21 protein-coding genes are annotated in these 22133 nt (G+C 33.5%); 5 read left to right on the plus strand and 16 right to left on the minus strand.

Annotated features, from left to right (window positions below):
• Positions 1 to 41: 41 nt before the first annotated feature.
• The 7 genes from EVJ46_08245 to EVJ46_08275 form a co-directional block, all read right to left on the minus strand.
• On the minus strand, positions 42 to 1379 hold the full coding sequence (locus EVJ46_08245; GenBank protein RZD16167.1) for a response regulator: 1338 nt from the start codon (positions 1377 to 1379) through the stop codon (positions 42 to 44).
• Between the two features lie 157 nt (positions 1380 to 1536).
• Positions 1537 to 3036, minus strand: a complete 1500-nt coding sequence (locus EVJ46_08250; protein ID RZD16168.1) for a glycogen synthase — start codon at positions 3034 to 3036, stop codon at positions 1537 to 1539.
• Positions 3037 to 3367: 331 nt separating this feature from the next.
• Positions 3368 to 3733 (minus strand): RNA polymerase-binding protein DksA, encoded by a 366-nt coding sequence (gene dksA, locus EVJ46_08255; GenBank protein ID RZD16169.1) that lies wholly within the window; start codon positions 3731 to 3733, stop codon positions 3368 to 3370.
• A 242-nt stretch (positions 3734 to 3975) separates the two neighbouring features.
• On the minus strand, positions 3976 to 5040 hold the full coding sequence (gene mqnC / locus EVJ46_08260) for a dehypoxanthine futalosine cyclase (protein ID RZD16170.1): 1065 nt from the start codon (positions 5038 to 5040) through the stop codon (positions 3976 to 3978).
• A 60-nt stretch (positions 5041 to 5100) separates the two neighbouring features.
• Positions 5101 to 6444, minus strand: a complete 1344-nt coding sequence (locus EVJ46_08265; GenBank protein ID RZD16171.1) for a FliI/YscN family ATPase — start codon at positions 6442 to 6444, stop codon at positions 5101 to 5103.
• 96 nt (positions 6445 to 6540) lie between these two features.
• Entirely contained in the window at positions 6541 to 7299 is a 759-nt protein-coding gene (gene sppA / locus EVJ46_08270; GenBank protein RZD16172.1) for a signal peptide peptidase SppA, read from the minus strand.
• Between the two features lie 73 nt (positions 7300 to 7372).
• Entirely contained in the window at positions 7373 to 8392 is a 1020-nt protein-coding gene (locus EVJ46_08275) for a hypothetical protein (protein RZD16173.1), read from the minus strand.
• A gap of 536 nt (positions 8393 to 8928) precedes the next feature.
• Here EVJ46_08275 and EVJ46_08280 point away from each other — a divergent pair.
• Both EVJ46_08280 and EVJ46_08285 read left to right on the plus strand, forming a co-directional pair.
• The gene (locus EVJ46_08280; GenBank protein ID RZD16174.1) at positions 8929 to 9708 is read left to right on the plus strand and encodes a flagellar motor protein; all 780 of its coding nucleotides are present in this window, start codon (positions 8929 to 8931) and stop codon (positions 9706 to 9708) included.
• A 96-nt stretch (positions 9709 to 9804) separates the two neighbouring features.
• Positions 9805 to 10596 carry a chemotaxis protein MotB gene (locus tag EVJ46_08285; GenBank protein RZD16175.1) on the plus strand — a complete coding sequence of 264 codons (792 nt, stop codon included), beginning with the start codon at positions 9805 to 9807 and terminating at the stop codon, positions 10594 to 10596.
• 37 nt (positions 10597 to 10633) lie between these two features.
• Here the strand turns inward: EVJ46_08285 and EVJ46_08290 are convergent, their stop codons facing one another.
• Positions 10634 to 11644 carry a hypothetical protein gene (locus tag EVJ46_08290; protein RZD16176.1) on the minus strand — a complete coding sequence of 337 codons (1011 nt, stop codon included), beginning with the start codon at positions 11642 to 11644 and terminating at the stop codon, positions 10634 to 10636.
• 42 nt (positions 11645 to 11686) lie between these two features.
• The gene (locus tag EVJ46_08295) at positions 11687 to 12079 is read right to left on the minus strand and encodes a hypothetical protein (protein RZD16177.1); all 393 of its coding nucleotides are present in this window, start codon (positions 12077 to 12079) and stop codon (positions 11687 to 11689) included.
• Between the two features lie 384 nt (positions 12080 to 12463).
• On the opposite strand from EVJ46_08295, the gene EVJ46_08300 reads away from it, so the two are divergent.
• The 3 genes from EVJ46_08300 (at position 12464) to EVJ46_08310 (ending at position 15075) form a co-directional block, all read left to right on the plus strand.
• Positions 12464 to 12796, plus strand: a complete 333-nt coding sequence (locus EVJ46_08300) for a hypothetical protein (GenBank protein ID RZD16178.1) — start codon at positions 12464 to 12466, stop codon at positions 12794 to 12796.
• A 19-nt stretch (positions 12797 to 12815) separates the two neighbouring features.
• Entirely contained in the window at positions 12816 to 13736 is a 921-nt protein-coding gene (locus EVJ46_08305) for an HDOD domain-containing protein (GenBank protein ID RZD16179.1), read from the plus strand.
• 136 nt (positions 13737 to 13872) lie between these two features.
• Positions 13873 to 15075, plus strand: coding sequence for a GGDEF domain-containing protein (locus EVJ46_08310; GenBank protein RZD16180.1), 1203 nt, complete (start codon positions 13873 to 13875; stop codon positions 15073 to 15075).
• 141 nt (positions 15076 to 15216) lie between these two features.
• Here EVJ46_08310 and EVJ46_08315 read toward each other — a convergent pair whose 3' ends face one another.
• From EVJ46_08315 to EVJ46_08345, 7 genes are all read right to left on the minus strand, one after another.
• Positions 15217 to 15720: a flagellar assembly protein FliW gene (locus tag EVJ46_08315; GenBank protein RZD16181.1), complete on the minus strand. Its 504-nt coding sequence runs from the start codon at positions 15718 to 15720 to the stop codon at positions 15217 to 15219.
• A 75-nt stretch (positions 15721 to 15795) separates the two neighbouring features.
• Entirely contained in the window at positions 15796 to 16086 is a 291-nt protein-coding gene (csrA, locus tag EVJ46_08320) for a carbon storage regulator (protein ID RZD16182.1), read from the minus strand.
• Between the two features lie 157 nt (positions 16087 to 16243).
• Positions 16244 to 17239, minus strand: coding sequence for a hypothetical protein (locus tag EVJ46_08325; GenBank protein ID RZD16183.1), 996 nt, complete (start codon positions 17237 to 17239; stop codon positions 16244 to 16246).
• A gap of 137 nt (positions 17240 to 17376) precedes the next feature.
• Positions 17377 to 19572, minus strand: coding sequence for a flagellar hook-associated protein FlgK (gene flgK / locus EVJ46_08330; GenBank protein RZD16184.1), 2196 nt, complete (start codon positions 19570 to 19572; stop codon positions 17377 to 17379).
• Positions 19573 to 19852: 280 nt separating this feature from the next.
• A complete protein-coding gene (locus tag EVJ46_08335) occupies positions 19853 to 20449 on the minus strand; it encodes a hypothetical protein (GenBank protein RZD16185.1) in 597 nt (198 codons plus the stop codon).
• Positions 20450 to 20493: 44 nt separating this feature from the next.
• The gene (locus EVJ46_08340; protein RZD16186.1) at positions 20494 to 20784 is read right to left on the minus strand and encodes a hypothetical protein; all 291 of its coding nucleotides are present in this window, start codon (positions 20782 to 20784) and stop codon (positions 20494 to 20496) included.
• Positions 20785 to 20912: 128 nt separating this feature from the next.
• Positions 20913 to 22103 carry a flagellar basal body P-ring protein FlgI gene (locus EVJ46_08345; protein ID RZD16187.1) on the minus strand — a complete coding sequence of 397 codons (1191 nt, stop codon included), beginning with the start codon at positions 22101 to 22103 and terminating at the stop codon, positions 20913 to 20915.
• Positions 22104 to 22133: the final 30 nt, after the last annotated feature.

The following is a 22133-nucleotide window of genomic DNA, read 5'->3' on the forward strand; positions in this document are numbered from 1 at the left end:
CAAAAAAGCGTTAATAAGCGTAACTATTAATTAATATTAGTTTAGTTATATTTAAAATCACTAATATTTATAAATTTAATCAATTCGTTAACTATATCGCTATCCCACTGTCCTGACTCTTTTTCAGCTTCAAATATCGAGAGCGCTTTTTCTTTGCTCAGCGCTTTTCTGTACGGTCTATCGCTTGTCATTGCGTCATAAGAATCGACAACGGATAATATTCTGGATAAAAACGGAATATTTTTGCTGCTCAATTCGCCCGGATAGCCGTTTCCGTCAAATCTCTCGTGATGATATCTTGCAATATACGATTCTTTCTTGAGTGAAATCAGGGGCTTGCAGATATCGCTGCTCATTACGGAATGATTCCTTATTAATTTAAATTCTTCATCGGACAATTTTCCGGTTTTATTTAGTACATCGTTTGGGATTCCGATCTTGCCAATGTCATGTATGCATCCGGCTCTTTTAAGCAGAAGACAATCTTCTTCGCCCAATCCTAAGTATTTTCCAAAATTATAGGCAAGCATGCTTACCCGTTTAGAATGTCCGCTTGTATATTTATCTTTTGCTTCTACGGCTAAAGCCAAAGACATTATTATATGTTCAGAACTTTCTAACGTGTCGTATAATTTTTTTAAATTTATTAATGAATTTACTTTTGCTTTAAAAATATTTTTTACGATAGGCTTTGTAATATAGTCGTTCGCACCAAGTTCAATACCTTTAGAAATAGTTGAAGACTCGCTTAAAGCGCTTACTATTAATACTGGAATATTAGCTAACCGACTGTTACAACCGCTTGATTTTATCTGTTGCAGCACATCAAAACCGTTAATTATCGGCATCATCAAATCTAAAATGATTAAGTCGATATTTGCATCCGAAAATATAATATCTAATGCTTTTTTTCCGTTTTCTGCAATAACCGTATTAATTTTATACGGCAAAGACGATGCAGACGGCAATGAATTGGAACGTCTTTTTGTATTATAATTATTATAATCAGAAACAGAGTCTGTCGAATTTTCAGCTTCTATTATTGTCTTCATGAGCTCTGCATTTATTTCATTGTCTTCAGCAATAAGAATGTTAAACTTGGTTTTAATTACATTGTCTTCGCCTGTTTTATCATCATTATACAGCCGATTAAGCGGCTGTGAAACATTTCTGCTTAAGCTGTCCGCAGAACTTGCCGAATTATCAGTCAGTGCGCCGCCGTTAAGATTGGCATAATTTGACGATTGTCTGCCGCCGTAAATATTCACAGGCGCGCATATATCGTCTCCGCAATCATTTTTAGATTTGCAGCCGCTGCGGCGAAAATTGTAATTTGACAAAAAAACATCGGTATCGGCATCTTTCTTCAATATTCGCATTTTAATTAATCCGTATTAATAATAAATAAAATAAATTAATTTTGTATTTCACATATATTTACATTAAACTCATATTAAATTTATACTTATATTTATATTAAGTTTATAATATATTTATATTTTTTATTAATCTTTTTAAAGCAAATCTTTTTTTACTTTATTTATTGTATAACTCAATATATTCATTTATGCTTCTTTCCCATGAGAAATTACTTTGCATTCCGTTCAGAATAAGCTTTGCCATGGCATTTTTATCGCTATAATATAATGAAATTGCATAATTAACAGTTTTACTTAAATCTTCGCCGCTAAAATTATAAAATTTGAAACCGTTTGATTCTTCTATATTGTCAGTCTCAGCGTTATAATTGATTATAGTATCGTCTAATCCGCCTGTTCCTCTAACTATCGGAACAGTGCCGTATGCCATGCTATACATCTGGTTAAGCCCGCATGGTTCATATTTGGAAGGCATTATGTAAAAATCGCTTCCGGCTTCAATTTTATGCGCTAATTGATTATTGTATTCTATTTTTAAGCCTATATTTTGCGGATATTTATCCGCTATTTTCTTAAGTTCTTTTTCTATCTCGGGACTGCCTGTTCCAAGGATTATAAACAGTGTATTATTTTTTATTATTTCAGGCATGGCTTCTATTAATATATCGAAACCTTTTTGTTCGTCAAGTCTTGCGACAATGCTTATCACTGGTTTATCCATCAAACCTGCTGCAGAATCTTTTCCAAAAAAATTGTTTAATAAATCTTTTTTGCAGGATTTTTTCCCCGTTTTGTAATTTTTGGATGTAAAATTTTTAGCTATATATTTATCGGTTTCAGGATTCCATTCGTCATAATCGACACCGTTCAATATGCCGTATAGTTTTTGGCTGCCTACGTGAAGCACGCCTTCTAATCCGAAACCGTATTCGCTTGTTTGAATTTCAAGAGCATATTTTTTACTGACGGTAGTTATAATATCGGCAAATTCGATACCGCCTTTGAGAAGATTTATTTTGCCGAAATATTCAAATCCCTCAATATTTAGTAAGTATTTGCTTAAGAAAGTGCATTGAAACTGTTCTGATGGAAACAGACCCTGATATCCTAAGTTGTGAATAGTCAATAAAATCTTTGAAGCCAATTTAAATTTAAACTTAGCGAGAGCCGGAACAAGTGATGTCTGCCAGTCATTGCAATGGATAACGTCAAATTTTAGCATATTATCCGAAACATAGACGAGAGACGCATAATTAAATAAAGCAAATCTTAATAAATTATCTTCATAATCAATATTTCCGTCGGAATATAAAAAATCACGATTAAATAAATAATCGTTTTTTATAAATAAAATATTTACGCCTTTATATTTATATGGTAAAATATCGAAAAATCGCAATTCGTTGATAACTTTTTTTCTGGAAGAACCTTCAATATTTAAAAATTTTAAACAATCCTCCGGCGGATCGATTTCTATTCTGGAAATTTTTCCGGATATTCTGAATTTTTGCTGGCTTACCTGTTTATAATATGGCACGCAGACAGTGACATTTAAACCTTTTCGGACAAGATTGACGGTTATAGCTTCGGCAACTTCTGCAAGTCCGCCGCTTTTGGCAAACGGATAATATTCCGCAGTCATAAAAAGAACATTCATAGTGTGTTATAACCCTTTTTTAAGTAAAATTAAGTTTTAATGAGTTTAAATGCCTATAGTGAACTACCTCGCCCTCACGGACGAGGCTTCTTGGTTCTTCATCGGCGGCAACCCGTCAACTCCCCAGGCGTTTATTCCGGCAGTTCCTGCCGTATTTAGTATATTTATACGAAAAACGAAAAAGGTGTCACGAAAAAGGTGCCAGACACCTTTTCCTCTTTTAGCAGCCGATGTTTATCGGCTAATAACTAATAGTCGTGCATTATAGCTATACTTAATAACTATTAATTAATATAGCTATTTAATTCAGATTTATATATTATATTCAGATTTATATATTATATTTTTTTTCAAATTCTTCTTCTTTTGTTTTACACTGGATACACATTGCCGTTTCAGGACGAGATTCTAATCTTTTAACGGATATTTCCTGTCCGCATTCTATGCATATTCCATATGTTCCATCGTTAATTCTTTCAATAGCCTGCTGTATTTTAGGAATAAGCTTCCTTTCTCTGTCTCTTATTCTGAGCTCAAAATTCCTGTCCGATTCCATAGTCGCCCTGTCGGTAGGATCTGGAAAATTTTCTTCTTCGGTATTAGACATGATATCTACCGTCTTTACTGCTTCGCCTATGAGATAATTAAGTTTATTACTCAGTATTCCTCTAAAGTGCTCTAATTGTTCCTGATTCATAAATTTTTTAATTATTTTTTAAGTTTTTATTTTATAAATTTGAATAATAATTATAATTTATAAGATTATAACATAATTTATAAATTTTAAGTAAAAATAATCTTCATTAATTTTTATAACACAAAAATTGGCAAAACAGCATATATCAACAACAGTAAAAATAAATAATAAGAAATAATAAAAAATAATAAGAATATCTGCCAATAGCAATACTACTTATTATAGTTATTATAGCGATAACGCTATCGGTAATATTTTATTATTGTATAGTCATTCAATCTCTGAGCCGGCGTAAAACCGGCATCTTTTATCATATTCACCATTTCATTTTCTTCTACCATAGGGTTGCATGTGCCCGCAGCCTTGACGACATTTTCTTCAATCATGGTTGAACCTAAGTCGTTTGCACCGAAACTCAATGCCGCCTGAGCCATTTTTGCTCCCTGAGTCACCCATGACGCCTGTATGTTGTCAAAATTATCCAAAACTATTCTCGAAATAGACAGAACCTTGAGATAATAATAACCATAAGTGTTTCTTGGATTTAACTTTGTATTTCTGCTCTGAAAACTCCATGGAATGAACGCTCTAAATCCGCCGGTTCTATCCTGCAGTTCGCGCAGTTTAAAAAGATGCTCTATTATTTCTTCGTCGGTTTCTACCGTTCCAAACATCATGGTAGCGGAAGAATTTAATCCCTCATTGTGCGCAGTCTCCATTACTTCAAGCCATTTATCCCTGCCGATTTTATTAGGGCTGATTTTAGTTCTGACCCTGTCAACAAGAATTTCTGCTCCGCCGCCCGGTATAGATTCTAAACCGACTTCTTTTAAAAGGGCAACAGTTTCTTTAATGGTTAAATTGTTATTTTCCGCCATAAAATATATTTCAGGAGGAGAAAATCCATGAATATGAATATCGAAATTTTGTTTAATAGAAGATAATAAATCTATATAATAATCAAATGCTATATCTTTATTTAACCCGCCCTGTATTAATATTTGCGTACCGCCAAGTTCTATGGTCTCTTCAATTTTTTTAAATATTTCATGTTTATTTAATATATACGCGCCGTCATCATTTTCATTTTTATAAAAAGCGCAGAAATTACATCGGGAAGAACATATATTTGTATAATTGATATTTCTGTCTATTATAAAAGTGACGATGCCGTCAGAATGCTTTTCTTTTCTCAATGCATCGGCCATCTTGCCTATCTTAAGCAAATCATTGCCTTTAAACAAATTCAGCGCTTCGTCCCTGTCTATTCTTTTTTTATGAATCTTATGTAAATTTAACGGAGTCATAATGCTATTTTCCTATGTTTTAATATATGCTACATGTTGTAGTTGTATGTTCTATGTTAGTTAAATAAGTTTCTGCAATTGAATTACGCTTTCATCATAAGAACATTCTTCGTCAAAATTTTGTCTTATAAAATTTTTTATTTTGTCTATGCTGTCAATTGCGAAATCAATACTTTTGCTAGAGCCTTTTGAATATGCTCCGATATTTATAAGGTCTTCATTAGTTCTGTAATCCGAAATAGTTTTTAAAACCTCTCTCGCCTTGGCAAGATGCTCTTTGGAGACTATATCCGGCATAACCCTTGAAATGCTTGACAAAGGATCGATAGCTGGAAAAGTTCCCTCCTCGGCTATTTTTCTCGACAATACGATATGTCCGTCCAATATAGACCTTGCGGTATCGGATATGGGCTCGTTTAAATCATCTCCTTCCACTAAAACGGTATAAATGCCGGTAATGCTTCCCTTATCAGATATTGCCGCCCTCTCTAAAAGTTTTGGTAAAACGGAAAAAACGGAAGGCGTATACCCTCGCATCGTAGGAGGCTCTCCCGCCGCCAATCCTATTTCTCTGACAGCCATAGCAAATCTTGTCAGAGAATCCATCATTAATAAAACATTTTCGCCCCTGTCTCTAAAATATTCCGCTACCGAGGTTGCTGCAAACGCCGCTCTCATCCTTACAAGCGGAGATTTATCGGAGGTTGCGACAATAATAATAGATTTTTTCAGTCCTTCTTCCCCGAGACTTTTTTCTATAAATTCTCTAACTTCTCTTCCTCTTTCACCTATTAAAGCTATAACATTCACGCTTGCAGAGGTATATTTTGCAGTCATACCCATAAGGGTACTTTTCCCTACGCCTGAACCGGCAAAAATACCTATTCTCTGACCTTTTCCTACAGTAAAGAGCGCATTAATCGCCCTGACCCCCACATCCATAACTTCTTTTATTCTGCTTCGCGATAATGGCGAAGGAGGCTCATTAATAATCCTTGCATAATCCGAACATATCACTTTGCCTTTATCATCCATGGGATTCCCAAAGGCATCAACCACTCTGCCCTTTAGATTGTCTCCTACGGGAAATTTCTCTTCTTCGTCCAATAGTATTATTTTGCTATTTTGATTTATTCCTGAAATATCGCCGTAAGGCATTAGAATAGCCTTACCGTCTTTAAAGCCTATAACTTCTGCGGTAATAAACTCTTCGTTGCCGTCAGCGGTTTTACTATTATTGCCGTTATTATTGTTAATGATTTTACATATTTTGCCGACCGATAAGTAAGGATGCGTTGTTTCGATAGCAAGACCGACGGCTTTTGTGATATTGCCGTTTATAATGTAAGTTTCGGTATTATTCAGCGCATCAAAATATTCTTTTAAATTTATAATTTTACCCATAACCACAACTATATAATATAAAAATGAAAATAATAATAAACAAATATAAAAATATTTAAATTAATTTACTATGACTGAGCATAATGCTAAATTGGGCTAGAACATTAAATTGTAATATATATCTTCGATTATTCCGACCATTGACCTGTTAATTATCTTTTGAAAAAAAGGTTTTTTGATCTGCATATAGATAACCTTTTCAGGATTTACGTTTATTTCTTTGCATAAATCTTCTATTGCTTTATCTAAATCAGAAATCTCGTCGATAAGTTTATTAGATAATGATTTTTTAGAAGAAAATAATTCTCCGGTAGCAAGTTTTAAAACATCGTCTTTAGGAATTTTTCTTCCTTCCGAAACTATTTCTATAAATCTTAGATAAATATCTTCCTGAAGTTCGTCTATGCTCGCTCTTTCTTCGTCTGTATAATGTCTGGTAAAGGACCACATATCTTTATATTTGCCTTTTTTTAAAATCTCGTAGTCAACGCCGATTTTGCCTAATATTTCCTTCAATACCGGCTTCATGCTTATTACTCCTATCGAACCTATTATGCCGGACGGCGGAGCATAAAGCTTTTCTAATGATGAAGCGACTAAGTATCCGCCGGATGCTGCAAGTTCAAGATACCCGTACACTCTTTTGCCCTTTTTCTTTAATCTTTCTATTGCAAAGTATAAAAGTTCAGAATGTATAGCGCTGCCGCCTGGGCTGTCAATAGTAAAAAGAACGCCTTTTATCGAATCGGTCTTCTCAATTTTTTTTATTAAAGAAACATAAGGGGCTATACTTTGCGATGTTATGGCGCCTGAAAAATTAATCACTGCCGCTTTATTTCTTCTAAAAATAGACATTATTAAATTTCCTTTTAAAATTATTTTGCTATATTGCTACATTGCTATATTTTTGTTATCTATTGCCGGCATCTCATCCGCCGGCGCCTTCATTATATTCATTGTAATAATTTAAAACTTTTTTTACATAATTCTGCGTTTCTGTAAACGGCGGTATCCCGCCGTACTTATCCACATTACCCTGCCCTGAGTTGTAGGCGGCAAGAGCCAGTTCTATATTTCCGTTATTGCGCTCTATCATTTTTTTTAAGTAAAGGCTTCCGCAAAACACGTTAGCCGCAGGATTTGATACGTCAGCCACGCCCATTTCTTCGGCGGTTTGAGGCATTACCTGCATTAATCCGACGGCTCCTTTAGGCGAGACCGCGTAAGGATTGAAACCGGATTCAGTTTTTATAACCGCCTTAATTAAATTATAAGGCAGGTCGTACGTTTTAGAAGCTGCCCTCGCTAAACTGTCTATTGATGTGTATACGCCGGAAGTATAATCTGAAGCTGTATTGTCGGAAATATTGCCGTTATAGCCGCCGCCGTCTGCCTGATTATTTAAAGCGCTTAACTTTTTATAATTATTTAAAATATTTGCATTACCCAGATATTTCTCTGAAGCGTTTACGGCTTCCATAAAATCGTTGGAGCCGGACAGTTCAGATGTTTCTGATTTTAGTTTTGAAATATTTAAACTGTTTTTTATTAATGAAGGATTTTCTTTAAAATAATTAACTATCATTCTTGCAATTCCTATGCCTCTGCCGTAAGATTCATCATTTGCAATCGACTGGTACATCATGGAATTAAAAATCTTATAAGCGCTGCCGTGATTTACAAATGTGCCGCCGCTATTTTCTTTAGACATAGAATCAAACAGTATATTTAAAAAAATCGATTCAAATTTTGACGCAACAAGCTTTATCTCGCTCATCTCGGCAGACGTTATATCGTTATTGTCTTTTGTATTTATATTGCCAGAGCTATCCGCCGTTTTAGCGGCGGCGATATTTTTAACACGACCGGCACTTACGCCGCCGTTGTCGGCATTACTTGTTTTGTCTATTTTATCTTTATCTGTTAAGTTATTTATTATTTCCGTCATAATATTTATATAGTATTAAAAAAAATAGACATTTAATAAGTATTTATTAGAATAATTTCTTAGATTATTTATTATTTCCGTCATAATATCTATAGTATACTAAATATATTATAAAAATTACAGAATATTTTTATAATAACACTGCAAATATAAGCCGGCGTCCTGAGGCGGTTATTGACGACAATTGATAAATTTTAAGCTGTTTCCCCTTATCTGAACCGCTCAGATTATTAATAACCGAATGAATATTGAGAAAATTATGCAATTTTTTATTTATAATATCTTGAGAAAATGAAATAAATTTGATAATATTAATATAATATTTTATATATTTTATTAAAAAAAATTAGGCTGTTAATATTGTATATCAAATTATCTATTGTAATATAAATTAAAAAAATAAATTAAAATAACTAAAATAAACAAAACAATATAAAATAAAATAAATAAGAATAACTAAGAATAACTAACAATAAATAATTAAAATTAAATAGACACTCAACTCAATATAAGCATACATAAAAAAGTATAAAAATATGGATTTAGCATCAATTATAGGTTTTATTATGGCATTGGGCGGTTTAATAGCCGCAAATACCATGCAGGGCTCGACTATTATGCAATTAATGGACCCTATAGGTCTTACTATAGTCATAATAGGAACATGCGGCGCTACCATTGCCGGTAATCCTCTGCCAAATTTAAAAAAAGCGGTTATGTCCATTAAGGATGTATTTATTTCTGAAAAAGTCGATTATGAAAGCACTATAGCAGATATTATAGATTTTGCCGGAAAAGCCAGAAAAAACGGCGTTCTTGCTCTGGAAGCAGAGGTTGAAACCTCTGACGACAAGTTTATGAAAAAAGCGTTATCATTAGTAGTTGACGGCATAGACCCTCAAGTGCTTACGGAGATTATGGAAACAGAATTAGGCAATTTAGAAGATTTCGGAGAAGAAAGCGTAAAAATTTTTGAACAGGCAGGCGGATACTCTCCTACACTCGGTATTATAGGCGCTGTTTTAGGTCTGATTCACGTCATGCAGCATTTAAATAATCCAAATAAGTTGGGCGCCGGCATTGCCGTTGCTTTTACCGCTACTCTTTACGGTCTGGCGTTTGCAAATCTTATTTTGTTTCCTATAGCAAGTAAATTAAAAATAAGATTAAAAGAAAAAACGCTGAAAAATGAATTGGTGCTTAAAGGAGTCCAGTCAATTCAAAATGGTGAAAATCCACGACTTATAGAAGAAAAGCTGAAATCATTTTTGAGCGAAAGCCAAAAAGCAATATATGAAGCAAAGAACGCAAGATGAGTTCTATTTTTTGATAATAATGACAAGCAGCGATAATAAAAATTAACTATCATAATTTAAAAATTAAATAAATTAAAAATATGATATAATACAGTTATGAGTTTAAGACGAAGAAAACCCCCGGCGGAATCTAATAAAGAAAGATGGATGATCAGCTATGGCGATTTTTTGACCACTCTGCTGTCGTTTTTTATAGTTATGTTTGCAATTTCAAAGGTGAACAATGTCCGTTTAAAAGAACTTGCTGTTTCTATTCAGCAGGCTTTCGGAGCCAACAAATTTATTACCGTATCCAAATCTAAACCAAACCTCGCGTCAACCCCTAAATTAATTGTTCCGAAAGTTGCGCCTTCCACTAAAGTTTCTGCTCAGAATAAAAAACTTATAAAAGAAGAAAAACACGAAGCGCATGTTTTTAATATGATTTCTGTGGGTATTGAAAAATATATAAAAGGCAACAAAACATACAGAACGTCTCTGAGAATTTACAGGTCAACCCGCGGGTTGACTATTTCGCTTAAAGGGTCTGATTTTTTTAATTCGGGAAGCGCTAAAATCTTACGGCAATTTCATCCTCTTTTAAAATATATCGCATCTTCGCTTTTAAAAGTTAAAAACAACCTGTCTATTGAGGGTTATACAGATTCTACGCCGATTCATACCTTTAAATATCCCAATAACTGGATGCTCTCCACCGCCAGAGCCGTTAATGTTCTTAGATTTTTTATAAAAAAAGTTAAATTTCCGCCGATAAGACTTTCTGCTTCCGGCTATGGAAAATACAGACCGGTAGCTTCAAATAAAACCGCTCAGGGAAGGGCTTTAAACAGAAGGGTTAATATCGTGGTTCTTTCTACATTTCTTAACAATGAACTTCCAAAATCATAATGCAAATAAATAAGTTAATTATGGTATGTAAGCTAATCTAAAGTGAAGATTTTTTTATCTGCTGTCTCTGTCTTTCAAGGGTATATTTAATAATCTCGTCCCTGTCGTATTCGTTAATTGCCGAAAATTTGCATGCGACGGAATAATTATTGTCAGTTTCTATTCTCACAACCTGAGCGAGCAATTTGATGATAAACTGCGGTATAGCAGGAAATAATATAGTCATTTTCAAATAATCGCCGTGTTTTAATGAGTTTATATTTAAGTTAGAATTTACATTTAAGTTTGAGTTTAAGTTTGCAAAGTCATTTTGAGCATCTTTATTTTCGCCGTTAACCGGATAATTAAACATAATACCAGAACCGCTGATAGATACCTTCTGCTCTTCTATATTGGAAAGCAGAGATTTTTCAGGATTTAGCAGGGAAAGTATTATGTCTAATTTGCTGTTTATGGCAATTAATAATTTTTCCAGTCTCGGATTTATGGGCACTCCCATATCGTCTATTACAGGCGTTGAAGATGACAATCTGGGTATATTAGTTTTATATATACCGTAAACCGAAGTGGTAAAAGAAGGTTTAGAAATATATTCTTCTTTTAACTTATGAAACTCATCTGCGCTTATCTTATCATAAGAGAATTGCAAAAACGCGTTGACTCTTAAAAATTCCCTTCCTTCTCTTTTGGACGGTGCATCAGATACCTTAATTTTTAAAACAATATTATCGTTTCCTTTAATAATCTCGTCTATCTTAACTTTTACAACGTAAGCGTCCTTAATGTCTTCGTAAATCAGAATGTTGTCGTCGATTTTATCATGTATGTCGGATATAATATTGTCTATATTAATATCTGCGGCGCGGTCGGCAAAATTCACTTCGCTGCCGGAATCAAATTTTAATATGTCGTCTTCTTTAAATAGCGCATATAGAATAACAAAAATATATTCTCCGTTTAAGTCTGAAATATAACCTTTATAATTATTGTTTCCTGACTTAATAATAACTTCCTGGTCTTTGTAAAAATATGCCTCATAGTCTATCATAACTAATCTAACCTTATTTAAAAATTATTCTGCAATTTAGAATTATACGTTATTCGTATTAGATTCATATGCTTTCATAGCATAGCCTATCTTTCTTAATAATTTTATTTTTTCGGCTAAATTTTCCTGTTTTGCAGAAAATTTATCGACAATGTTTTTTTCAATATTAATATTATCTGAAATAATTTTTCTTAAAATTGTCATTTTGTCCATTTCAGCTTTATTCAATTTTAATATATTATTATAGTCTATTTTAATTTTGGCAATAATGTCTATAAATAATTTCTTTTTGTTTAATATATCTGCTAAATTTTTAATATTTTCTCTTTCTTCGAGTATAATAAGCAGTATATATTTGTTCAATACAAGAATCCTTCCTGCAATATCTATTTTTAAATCAATTAATTTTTCACGACAGATTTTAGATAATTTCATGATAATATTGTATAATATAGATATGCTTTTTTTGAGATATGTCTTTTTTTAGTTGCAAATATTTTTGCTTAATAATTAACATTGTAATACTATAATTATAATATAGATATATCATTTTCACTGCAAATATTTTTGCTTTATTAAAATATTAATATATAATATACTAACTGTATAATATATAAACTATACTATGATACTAACTATATAATATACAGACTATATAATATACAGACTATATACGGTATATAATATAAACTAATTGCTTATCTGCTATAGATTATAATAAATATGATATAATAAGTATTGAAAAAATTCAACAGCCGTTTAATCTAAGTTCAATATAATCGTAAAAAATAAATTCATCAAATAATATTATTGATATAAATGAAAAGAATAAAAGTTGAAGAAGTTTCCGAAGGGAATGTTTTAGCTAAAAGCATTGTGTTAGATAACGGGGTTGTATTATTATCTAAGGGGTCAATATTAACCGATTTAATAATTAATCAGATAAAAAAACAGCACATATTTTACGTATATATTGCAAATAACGGCAGCTTGACGGATGAAGGCGCCGACGTTTCTTATCTTAACGGCAGGACAATGGAAAATGATTTGTCGGATATTGAAGAAAGGTTTATTCTCGTCGGCAATATAAAATTAATGGAAGATATTAAAAATATTATAAAAAAAGTCATAATTCAAGAATATCAAGGTTAGGTTAGTTAGATTACTAATTATGAAAAAAGATAAATTTGATGAAATAATGAGCGCTATTAAAATGACGGATAATCTTCCTTCATTGCCGGAGGTTATTTATAAAATTAATAGCTTAATGGAAGACGACACTATCTCAGTTAATTATATAGGTAATTTAATGACAAAAGATATGAGTTTGTCGGCAAAAATACTTAAAATAGTCAACTCCCCTTTTTACGGTTTTCCGCAAAGGATTTATAATTTAAATCTTGCTCTTGTTCTGCTCGGTTCTAATACATTAAAAAGCATTATAATTACATCTTCGGTTTTTGAATTAATGAAAGACACCATGAAAGGTTTATGGGAGCACAGCCTGTTTTGCGGATTAACGGCAAAATATATTGCGAAACAGATAAACGGGAAGAAACAGCTAATAGATGAAGATCTGGTTTTTTCTGCCGGTTTGCTGCATGATATAGGCAAACTTATCATCGCAATAAAATTCAGAGACGATTTCGACTCTATAATCAAATTAGCTGAAGAAAAGAAACAGGTCTATTCAGAGGCAGAAAAGGAAATTTTAGATATATCTCACGCCGACGTTGGATATTATTTAACTAAATCGTGGAATTATCCTGCTTCCATTTATACACCTATAAGATTTCATCACGATTTTATGATGTTATACAAAAATGAAAATATAAATAAAAATTATAATGTAAAATCAATAGCCGACAATAAAAACAAGGCATATTCCTCTAATAACTATATAATTGAAACCGCAATAGTTAATTTATCCGACATTCTAACTAAATCACTTGGAATAGGTTTTTCAGGCAGCATTTATGTTGATGAAATTAAAAATGAAATAATGGAAATACTGTCTATAGATTTAGATTTCTTAAAGAAAATTATTGAAGAAATTTACTATTTCAAAGATGAATTAAATGTTTTTAACTAAGATTGTTAATAACTGCTTACAATTCTTAACTGCTAAAATTAGATTTGCCTAAAATAGTTTATAGAAATAGAAAATATATCAATTACTAAAATTAAATCTGTTCCAAGATAACTAAACTTACTATTGCTAAAATAAAATGCATGAAAACAAAGAAATTATTTTTATTGTTTCAAAAAAAGAATTTGAACTGACGGAATATTTTACTAAAGAGCTCTATAATTACAACCTGCAATTTTACGAATCTATAAATCAGGCATACTATTCTGTTTATGTATCTCCCCCTTCTCTTATTTTAGTAGATTTAAGGTATGAAATATTTGGAGAAACGGATACAGACAATAAAATAACAGACTTAAATGCCGTCCGTATCAATAGGATAGAAAACAAAAATACTCAAAATAAAGATAACGGTAAAAATATTAACAATAACAATCAATATAATAAATTATCCGATTATTCTATTGCTGCCGAACCGATGGTTTCAGCCTCTGCTTCATCATCATTCTCTGATAAAAACTGCAGCAGCACGGCTTCAAAAAAAGACTGCTATGCCGTTTATCACGATATTTACAGTATGACTGACAACATCCAGAAAGATAATATAATCAGCAATATACCATTAGTTTTTATCCTGCCGCGCAATTTTAATTTTAAAAATATTATAGATTTAGACTGCTGTTCTATGAAAGACTACGTGAAAGAACCGCTGTTAAAGAATGAGCTGCTCTATAAAGTAAAAATATCTCTGCTGTTTTCAAGAACTCAATTAGATGCCAATCCGCTGACAAAATTACCCGGAAATTCATCAATAATCAACGAAGTAAAAAAAAGGATAACAAACAATATAAACTGTTCTTTCGCTTATATCGATATTGATAATTTTAAATCTTATAACGATAAATACGGTTTTTTAAGCGGCGATGAAATAATAATGCTGACTTCAAGACTCATAGCTTCAACAGCATATGACATATCAAAAAATCGCAAAAGGCACGGCAGGGAAGTTTTTGTCGGACATATAGGCGGGGACGATTTTGTAGCTATTTCTCATCCTGAAGATATTGTAGAAATTTGCAGTAATATAATTTCAAATTTTGACAAAATAATACCGTCTTTTTACGATGAAACGGATAAATCAAACGGCTATATAGAAACCTATGACAGGTCTAACGTTTTAAGACAGATTCCATTAATGTCGCTGTCGGTAGCGATAATTCCGGATATCAACAAAAGAGTATCTCATTACGGTGAAATAAGTGAAATAACCTCAGCTTTAAAATCGAAAGCAAAAAATTCGCCCGGTTCAAAAATAGTTATAGACAAAAGAGGAAAGAAATAAAAAAATAAGACATACGCATACTTAACAAAAGTTTTTAATTTTTAATAATTTGAATAAAAATCTAAACGGTCCTTTTAGATATCAAATATAATATCAAATATATTTTATGACGTATATTTTATATAATTACAATGTTTAATATTACAAATCAGTTTTCTTCTGCTCTTGCTTCATCTTCTGTTCCGTTTCGCTTTTTTTAATTATAGGCAGTTTTTGATTTGTTGTATAATTTTCGTTAATAAGAACGCATTGTATAGCCTTATGCGTCAATGTATTAATTACTATCGGACCTTTAAGATTCACTGTAGCGTTCGTTATATCCGCCGTCATACTTGCTATAACAAATATTATAGCTTTGCTTTCATCCTGTAATCCTAAAATTTCTTTTTCTTCTTTAGTTACAGGCACGCTGTAATCATTAAAAAAAGTATTAGGATCGGTAATTATAAAACATAGCTTTTCGTTGTCAACACTCTGCAGAATAAAAAATGGTATATTTTTTTCTTTATCAACGTTTAAAATGCAAAATTTTCTGTAATCGTTAAACCCGAGAATAGGTTTTAGAAATTCTATAATTTTAACCTTTTCTACCTCTACTCCATCGGGATAATATTTGCTCTTCACTAAAATTGTTTCGCTGTTCACTCTAAAACCTCAATTTTATACTTATTTTGTACTTAATGTTTTTATATGAAATTGTATATTATATATTTTTTTATATCATTTTTTATTGTTTATATTTTCTTCGGATTGTTGCAAGGAAAATTTCAGTTCAGACAATTTTTCTAAATCAACCCCTAAATCAACCCCTAAATCAACCCCTAAATCAACCATAGATGCGTTTATATTTTCAGAAATTATACTGTCATACAATTCTTTTCTGAGAATAGAAACTTCTTGCGGGGCGTTTATGCCGATTTTTACGCTGTTTCCGTTGACCGAAACTATCTCTATCTCTATATCGTCGCCTATCTTTATACTTTCGCCTTCCCGTCTGTTTAATATGAGCATAGTCGCTTAGTTATTATTATTTATTTTATACAGCCAGTTAACTTACCTGTTTTTTTTAATTGTTGCAATTTTATTTATTTATTTATTATTGAGGTATTTTAACACTAACTTCGCAAAAATACAAAACTTATTCTATAGCGAGCTCAAATTTTATTTATTATCCGAGGTATTTTAACAGCATAGGCGTCAGCTGCGTTATTTCAGAACTCATTGCAAGCGTCGCCTGATATGTCGTCTGCGCCTGCGTGAGATTTGTCGTTGCCTGAGCGATATTAACGTCCTGAGTATCGCCCAAAAGCTGCTGAATATTGGCGTTAACCGTCTGATAGCTTGTAGTCTGTTCAGTCAGTCTTTCCTGTTTAGTGCCGATAGTGGCTTGGGCTGCAGTCAGCCGGCTTAATCCCTTGCTTAATCCGTTAATTATAAGACTGGAATTAGCGGCATAAGTATTAGACTTCAGCTCAGACTGAAATAAAGATAAAACCGACAGTAAAGCGATGGGGATAGTAGATGTAGAGGAAGAATTCGAAGCTGGAGGATTATCGCTGCCGAACATTTCATCAGCCGTCACGCTGGGTGCTAAAGTTTCGTCTTGGGTTATCTGATATTTCTGTTGAACGTTATTTCCGGCATAAGTGTAGACCTTGTAAGGAATATGCACCGGCGCACCGCTTGTAGATGACGGCGGTGTATAATACGCCGTTGAAGAAGTATATGCGGAAGGAATAGATGTATCTTCTCCTGTAAATATATTCTCGCCGTTATAATTTGTGCCGGCAATTTGCTGTATTTCGTTAATCAGCTGACCTACCTGATTGGCGGCAGCCTGGTTATTTGCAGTACTGTTAGTTCCGTTAGCCATTTGAAGCGCTAAAGTTTTAGCCGTATTTACGACGCTTATGGCATTGCTTGCGGTAGAAGACGCAAGAGCGCTTATCTCGCTTGCCTGACTTACGTTAGAAGTATATTGGGTAAGGTTCGATAAAGAATTCTGATAGGACAGAACATTCACCTGTCCTGCCGGATTATCCTGAGGCTGATTTATCTGCAGTCCGGTTGAAATCTGGTCTTCAAGATTATAAATAGAAACGCTCTCATTGTCTAACTGATTATTGATATTATTATATATCATATTGCTTGTTATCTGAATCATGACTATCCACCTTTTATAACTTAATTGCTTTTATTGCGCTATAAATTAAATATACACCAAACCGACTTTTATATTTTGATTGCTTTTATTACATTATGAATTAAATATAAACCAAATTGATACGGCATCATGCATCATCACGGCACCATATTTAAAAGAGCCGTCATTATAGTCTGAGCGGACTTTGAAAGAGCTGCCGCCGCTTCATATGAATTTTGATAATTAGTCAGATTTGTCATCTGGTCGTTTAAATTTACCCCCACTGCCGAAGAAAGCTGATTATTAAGATTTGTAAGAACGGAAGTCGAATTTGTATAATTTGTGTTGCTGCTCTGCGCCGCCGTTCCAATGTCTGAAACGATAGAAGCATAATAATTCGATATAGTCTGAGTAGTTCCGTTTATGGGAACGTCGGTATTCTGAATATTAGACATATTAAGGGCATTGCCGTTATTGCCCTGCAAGCCTGCCGCATTCATCTGAGACAGTGTCATAGGGGTCAAATAGGAACTGTTAAGATTAGAACCGTTGCCTGTAACGGACGTAGAACTTGAAGGACTTAAAATATTTGCGGTAAAACTGTCGCCGTTGACGGGAGTTCCGGTAATATTGACATGAAAGTTCTCAGGTTGATTGCCGTTAGCTACATTACCTGAAGAAGAAGGCGGGTTTCCGAAAAATAGAGAATACACTTGCTGCCCCGATGAATTTACAGTACTTGGAACGCCTGTTATTTCTTGCGAATCTTTTGTGCTATTGTTCGTAATTGTAAAATCGGCTGTTGAGCTAGAGCTTCCAACTCCATCATAAGTTATTGTATATTGCCCGCCTTGATTGCTTTTTGAAAATTTCGTTCCTGCCGTTGAAGATGTCGGATTAATAACCGAACCGGCGCTTATCGTCGCGTTGCCGGTATTACTTGGATTAACAGCAGTTGAAACCGCAGAAGCAGCCGCAATCTGAGAAGTAGATAAATTAGGATCAACCGCCATAGTAAAAGCAGGCGCCGTAGTTAACTGATTTACCGTAAAAGTGTCTCCTTTTGCAGGAGCCGTACCTGTTGTGGAAGTTCCCGTAATATTAACTGAAACCCCTGCAAAATTTATTGTATATACACTCTGCCCATAATTATTAGTTGAAGGGGTTACCGTATATTGTGAACTGCTTAACGCTTTGCCGGTAGTATCGTTTGTTATTGAAAATGCTCCTGAAGAGTTACTGGCTGTGATAGTATAACTATCCCCCGTCAAATCCTGAGGATTAGTAACCATGCCAGTTGAAATTGTAGCATCGGTTACAGGTTTTGCAGTTGAAGAATTTGTCGTTGCAGCGGTTGTTAAATCAGGATTAAAAAAATAATTTCCGGTAGAACCGTCAAGACCGAAACCGCTAAATTGCGCCGCATTTACGTTGTCGGTAATAGACGCCGCAACGGAATTAAGCTGATTTATGTAAGACGGCGCTGCCGTCTGCTGCAGATAAACGTAAGCACCCAGCGTACCGCCCGTTACGCTTGAAGTAATGTTATTCACCGTAGAATCCGGACCATCTAACATTATTTCTAAAGAGCTCGGATTTTTGCCGTTAACCTGCGTCGATAAATTATACGATGTGTCGCTTGATACTAAAGCATTTCCGCCAAGCGATATATTCAGCTTTCCGTTCTGATTCTCATAATATGAAATATTTACAAGTTTAGACAGACTATTTACCGCCGCCGTCCTCTGGTCGCGTAATTCGTTGGCGTTGCTGCCCGCATTCTGGGCATATGTAATCTGCTGATTTAAAAAGGCAATCTGCGACGTATAAGAATTAATTTCAGGAATTACTCCTTTAATGGAAGTTCCGGTCGATGCGACGGTATTGGCAATCGTCGTATATGCATTATTTATATCTCCCGTCAGCGTTTTTGCGTCGGATAACAAAACTGTTCTCTGAGCGGTGCTTGAAGGATTATTTGCGACATTCTGTAAATCGTTAAAAAATGTCGTAATGGAAGAATTAAATCCTGAACCTGAAGTATCGTTAAAAACATTCTGTATCTGCTGCAATCCTTGGTACAATGTGTTATAATAGCTGTTCTGGGTCGTCTCGCTGTTAACCTCGTTCTGCACGAACGAATCCGTCTGTCTGTGTATTGCCGTTAAATTAACGCCGGTTCCATAATTATAGGGCGCGCCTATAACCGGTGGAGCCGCTGAAAACACCGGATTTTCATTATTATAAAAAGGCGTGTTTACATTAGCGACATTTTCGCCTTCTACGTTCATTGCCGTTTCATTGGCATTTAACGCAGAATTCGCAATTTCCATTATGTTATTTATTGACAGCATTTTACTATAAAATAATTTAAATAAATTAAAAATAAATTAAAGTTATTATTTAGATATATAATGCCAACCAACTGATATTATAAAATTATTACATTTATATACAATATGCATAATATAAAATCATTGATATTAGACAGGTATTAAAATATTATAAAAATATTAATTTATTGATTTATGTTAAACCATATTTTTTAAAGCATATACATTAATACAATACAATGGCGCGAAATTTGGTTAAACAACAATAGTGCCATCATGCAATATTATATACGTTTTTCCGCTATACCTGTATGTCTTTAACTAAACATATCGACCTTTTTATATTTTTATTATATGAGGCATTTTTATTATAATCACAGGAATAATCTTTATTAAATAAATTGACTATAAAAGAAATCGTCTGTTGATTATAATTTATGCTTTTATTTAGAAAATTGCTGAGAGTGTCATTTATTTTTATAACTTCATAAATAGAATTTTTTAATTCGTCTTTAAGCAGATACTCAGAAATGTCATCTTCTTCCCCTATTTTTTCCTCTTCTGCTTTTTCATCAAATACCTCTCTCTCTGTTTCTTCTGTATTGTTTTCTTTCTCTTCTTTCCCTTCAGTGTTTCTGCTATTCGTCTTAGTTATAATATTATTATCATTATTGCCGTTGTTATCGCTGACAATATTAAACGTTAGAGTTTTTAAGAGATTTACGTTAGCGTTTATTTCATTTATTTTCCTGTTAAATTCGGTAAAATCGCTGTTATGCGGATTATTTAATTGAACCGCCGCGTAAAAATCTCTAATGCCTGTTTTAATATTATTGACTAATTGCAAAAGTTTGCTTAATTTTATTTTCCTTATTATATTATTAGTATTATTATTCATTTACTTTTCTCTATTATTATAAGAACCTTTTATATTTTTATATATTATATAACGGTGTTTATAAAATTTAATATACCGCCCGCTATTTTAGAACTATCGGCATACGCCCCGCCGTTAATGCTGTTCCGTATATCGCTTATCTTAGAAATGCTGAGCGAATCCGCATTATTAATCTGATTTTTCAAATTTTCTATAAATAAACCGCTGCCTGATATATTGACGGTATCGGAAGAAGAAGGAGCAGCGCCGTCAATATTCTGAACCTTCTTGTCCTTTGCTTTATAAACATCGGCTGCATTGCCAACCGGTAAAATATTGTTAATTTCGATTGCCATAACCATTACCTCGCCATATTTGTTTAATTTACTTCTTATATAGCAATCGTCATTTTTATTATAATTCTTTAATCATAAAATCAGCGAAGTTATGTTAAATAACTTTATACTTCTATTATCAGATAATATCAGATAACTTTTATCCTTGCCGACAGTGCGCCAGCCGCTTTTATAGTTTCAAGAATTGATATTATACTTGAAGTTGAAGCGCCGACGGCATTTAATGCTTTGACAAGTTTTGCGACTGTTAAGCCTCTTTTAAGCAAAAAAGCTTTGGGAAATCTTTTATGTTTTATTTTAATTGTTATATTTCTGTTTGAAATAGCCACTGAAGAGATTCTTATATTGCCGCCCATTACAACAGTGCCGGAACGTTCGTCTATAACTATAATGGCGGGGGTATGCGTTTTAACATTTATTGCGTTTATTAACGATATATATTTTGCTACTTTTCCTAAATAGGCAGGCTTAACGTTGACGGAAACTGCCGTAGAATTTAAATCTGAAGCCGTGCCTTTGCCGAATTTTGCGTTTATAGCAGATGCAACCCTTTCCGCATTAATAAATCCGGGATTTTTTAATATTAATTTTACCGTTTTGTATGAATTTAATCCGATAGAAATACCTTTTTCTATAATGCCCCCGTCATCTATAATGCCGGCAGTTTGGAAATTTTCCGAAACAGGTATATAACCGGGAAGCGGCATAACATTGTCGGTAGAAACATTGCCCCCGACAGAAATACTGCCCTGCCCCAACGCATAGACTTTTCCGTTAGGTCCTTTTAAAGGCGTCATTAAAAGAACGCCGCCCTGCAAACTGGTAGCATTTCCTATAGAAGCGACCGTCACGTTAATTTTTTGACCAGGCACTGCAAAAGGCGGAAGTTCGGCTGTCACCATAACGGCGGCGGAATCCCGAATTTCATACAATGAAGATTCATCTGTATTAACGCCCAATTTTGAAAGCATTGTCACTATGCTCTGCTGGGTTACGTTAACCCCCCACTGGTCGCCTGTCCCGTCAAGTCCGACTACTATGCCGTATCCTACCAAAGGATTGCTCATTGCTCCGTAAACAGACGTTATATCGCCTATAGTCGCCCCTTCACATACGGTAACGCCGCTGTTTAAATTTAAAGTGAATCCGTTGGAAAAAACACCTGCTGTAAATAGAAAACCAACAATCAGCACTGCAGCAGCCAATAAATCGTTTCTAAATTTACGTACCGTTTTAATTTTTGTCGTTTCTATATTATTGCCGACGAATATTTTCTTCACTTTTTTCTCCGCTATTCCAATTTGGTTAATTATGGACATGTTAATTATGAACAGACGCCTATTTTATAA

The organism is Candidatus Acididesulfobacter guangdongensis (assembly GCA_004195045.1).
Classification (GTDB): Bacteria; SZUA-79; SZUA-79; order Acidulodesulfobacterales; family Acidulodesulfobacteraceae; genus Acididesulfobacter; species Acididesulfobacter guangdongensis.

Coding starts and splice junctions, on each gene's coding strand:
- EVJ46_08245 (RZD16167.1), bottom strand. CDS start 1,379: ATGCGAATATTGAAGAAAGATGCCGATACCGATGTTTTTTTGTCAAAT.
- EVJ46_08325 (RZD16183.1), bottom strand. CDS start 17,239: ATGATTCAGATAACAAGCAATATGATATATAATAATATCAATAATCAG.
- csrA (RZD16182.1), bottom strand. CDS start 16,086: ATGCTCATATTAAACAGACGGGAAGGCGAAAGTATAAAGATAGGCGAC.
- EVJ46_08305 (RZD16179.1), top strand. CDS start 12,816: ATGAAAAAAGATAAATTTGATGAAATAATGAGCGCTATTAAAATGACG.
- EVJ46_08335 (RZD16185.1), bottom strand. CDS start 20,449: ATGAATAATAATACTAATAATATAATAAGGAAAATAAAATTAAGCAAA.
- EVJ46_08275 (RZD16173.1), bottom strand. CDS start 8,392: ATGACGGAAATAATAAATAACTTAACAGATAAAGATAAAATAGACAAA.
- EVJ46_08290 (RZD16176.1), bottom strand. CDS start 11,644: ATGATAGACTATGAGGCATATTTTTACAAAGACCAGGAAGTTATTATT.
- dksA (RZD16169.1), bottom strand. CDS start 3,733: ATGAATCAGGAACAATTAGAGCACTTTAGAGGAATACTGAGTAATAAA.
- sppA (RZD16172.1), bottom strand. CDS start 7,299: ATGTCTATTTTTAGAAGAAATAAAGCGGCAGTGATTAATTTTTCAGGC.
- EVJ46_08250 (RZD16168.1), bottom strand. CDS start 3,036: ATGAATGTTCTTTTTATGACTGCGGAATATTATCCGTTTGCCAAAAGC.
- EVJ46_08310 (RZD16180.1), top strand. CDS start 13,873: ATGCATGAAAACAAAGAAATTATTTTTATTGTTTCAAAAAAAGAATTT.
- EVJ46_08345 (RZD16187.1), bottom strand. CDS start 22,103: ATGTCCATAATTAACCAAATTGGAATAGCGGAGAAAAAAGTGAAGAAA.
- EVJ46_08285 (RZD16175.1), top strand. CDS start 9,805: ATGAGTTTAAGACGAAGAAAACCCCCGGCGGAATCTAATAAAGAAAGA.
- EVJ46_08300 (RZD16178.1), top strand. CDS start 12,464: ATGAAAAGAATAAAAGTTGAAGAAGTTTCCGAAGGGAATGTTTTAGCT.
- mqnC (RZD16170.1), bottom strand. CDS start 5,040: ATGACTCCGTTAAATTTACATAAGATTCATAAAAAAAGAATAGACAGG.
- EVJ46_08280 (RZD16174.1), top strand. CDS start 8,929: ATGGATTTAGCATCAATTATAGGTTTTATTATGGCATTGGGCGGTTTA.
- EVJ46_08295 (RZD16177.1), bottom strand. CDS start 12,079: ATGAAATTATCTAAAATCTGTCGTGAAAAATTAATTGATTTAAAAATA.
- EVJ46_08265 (RZD16171.1), bottom strand. CDS start 6,444: ATGGGTAAAATTATAAATTTAAAAGAATATTTTGATGCGCTGAATAAT.
- EVJ46_08340 (RZD16186.1), bottom strand. CDS start 20,784: ATGGCAATCGAAATTAACAATATTTTACCGGTTGGCAATGCAGCCGAT.
- flgK (RZD16184.1), bottom strand. CDS start 19,572: ATGCTGTCAATAAATAACATAATGGAAATTGCGAATTCTGCGTTAAAT.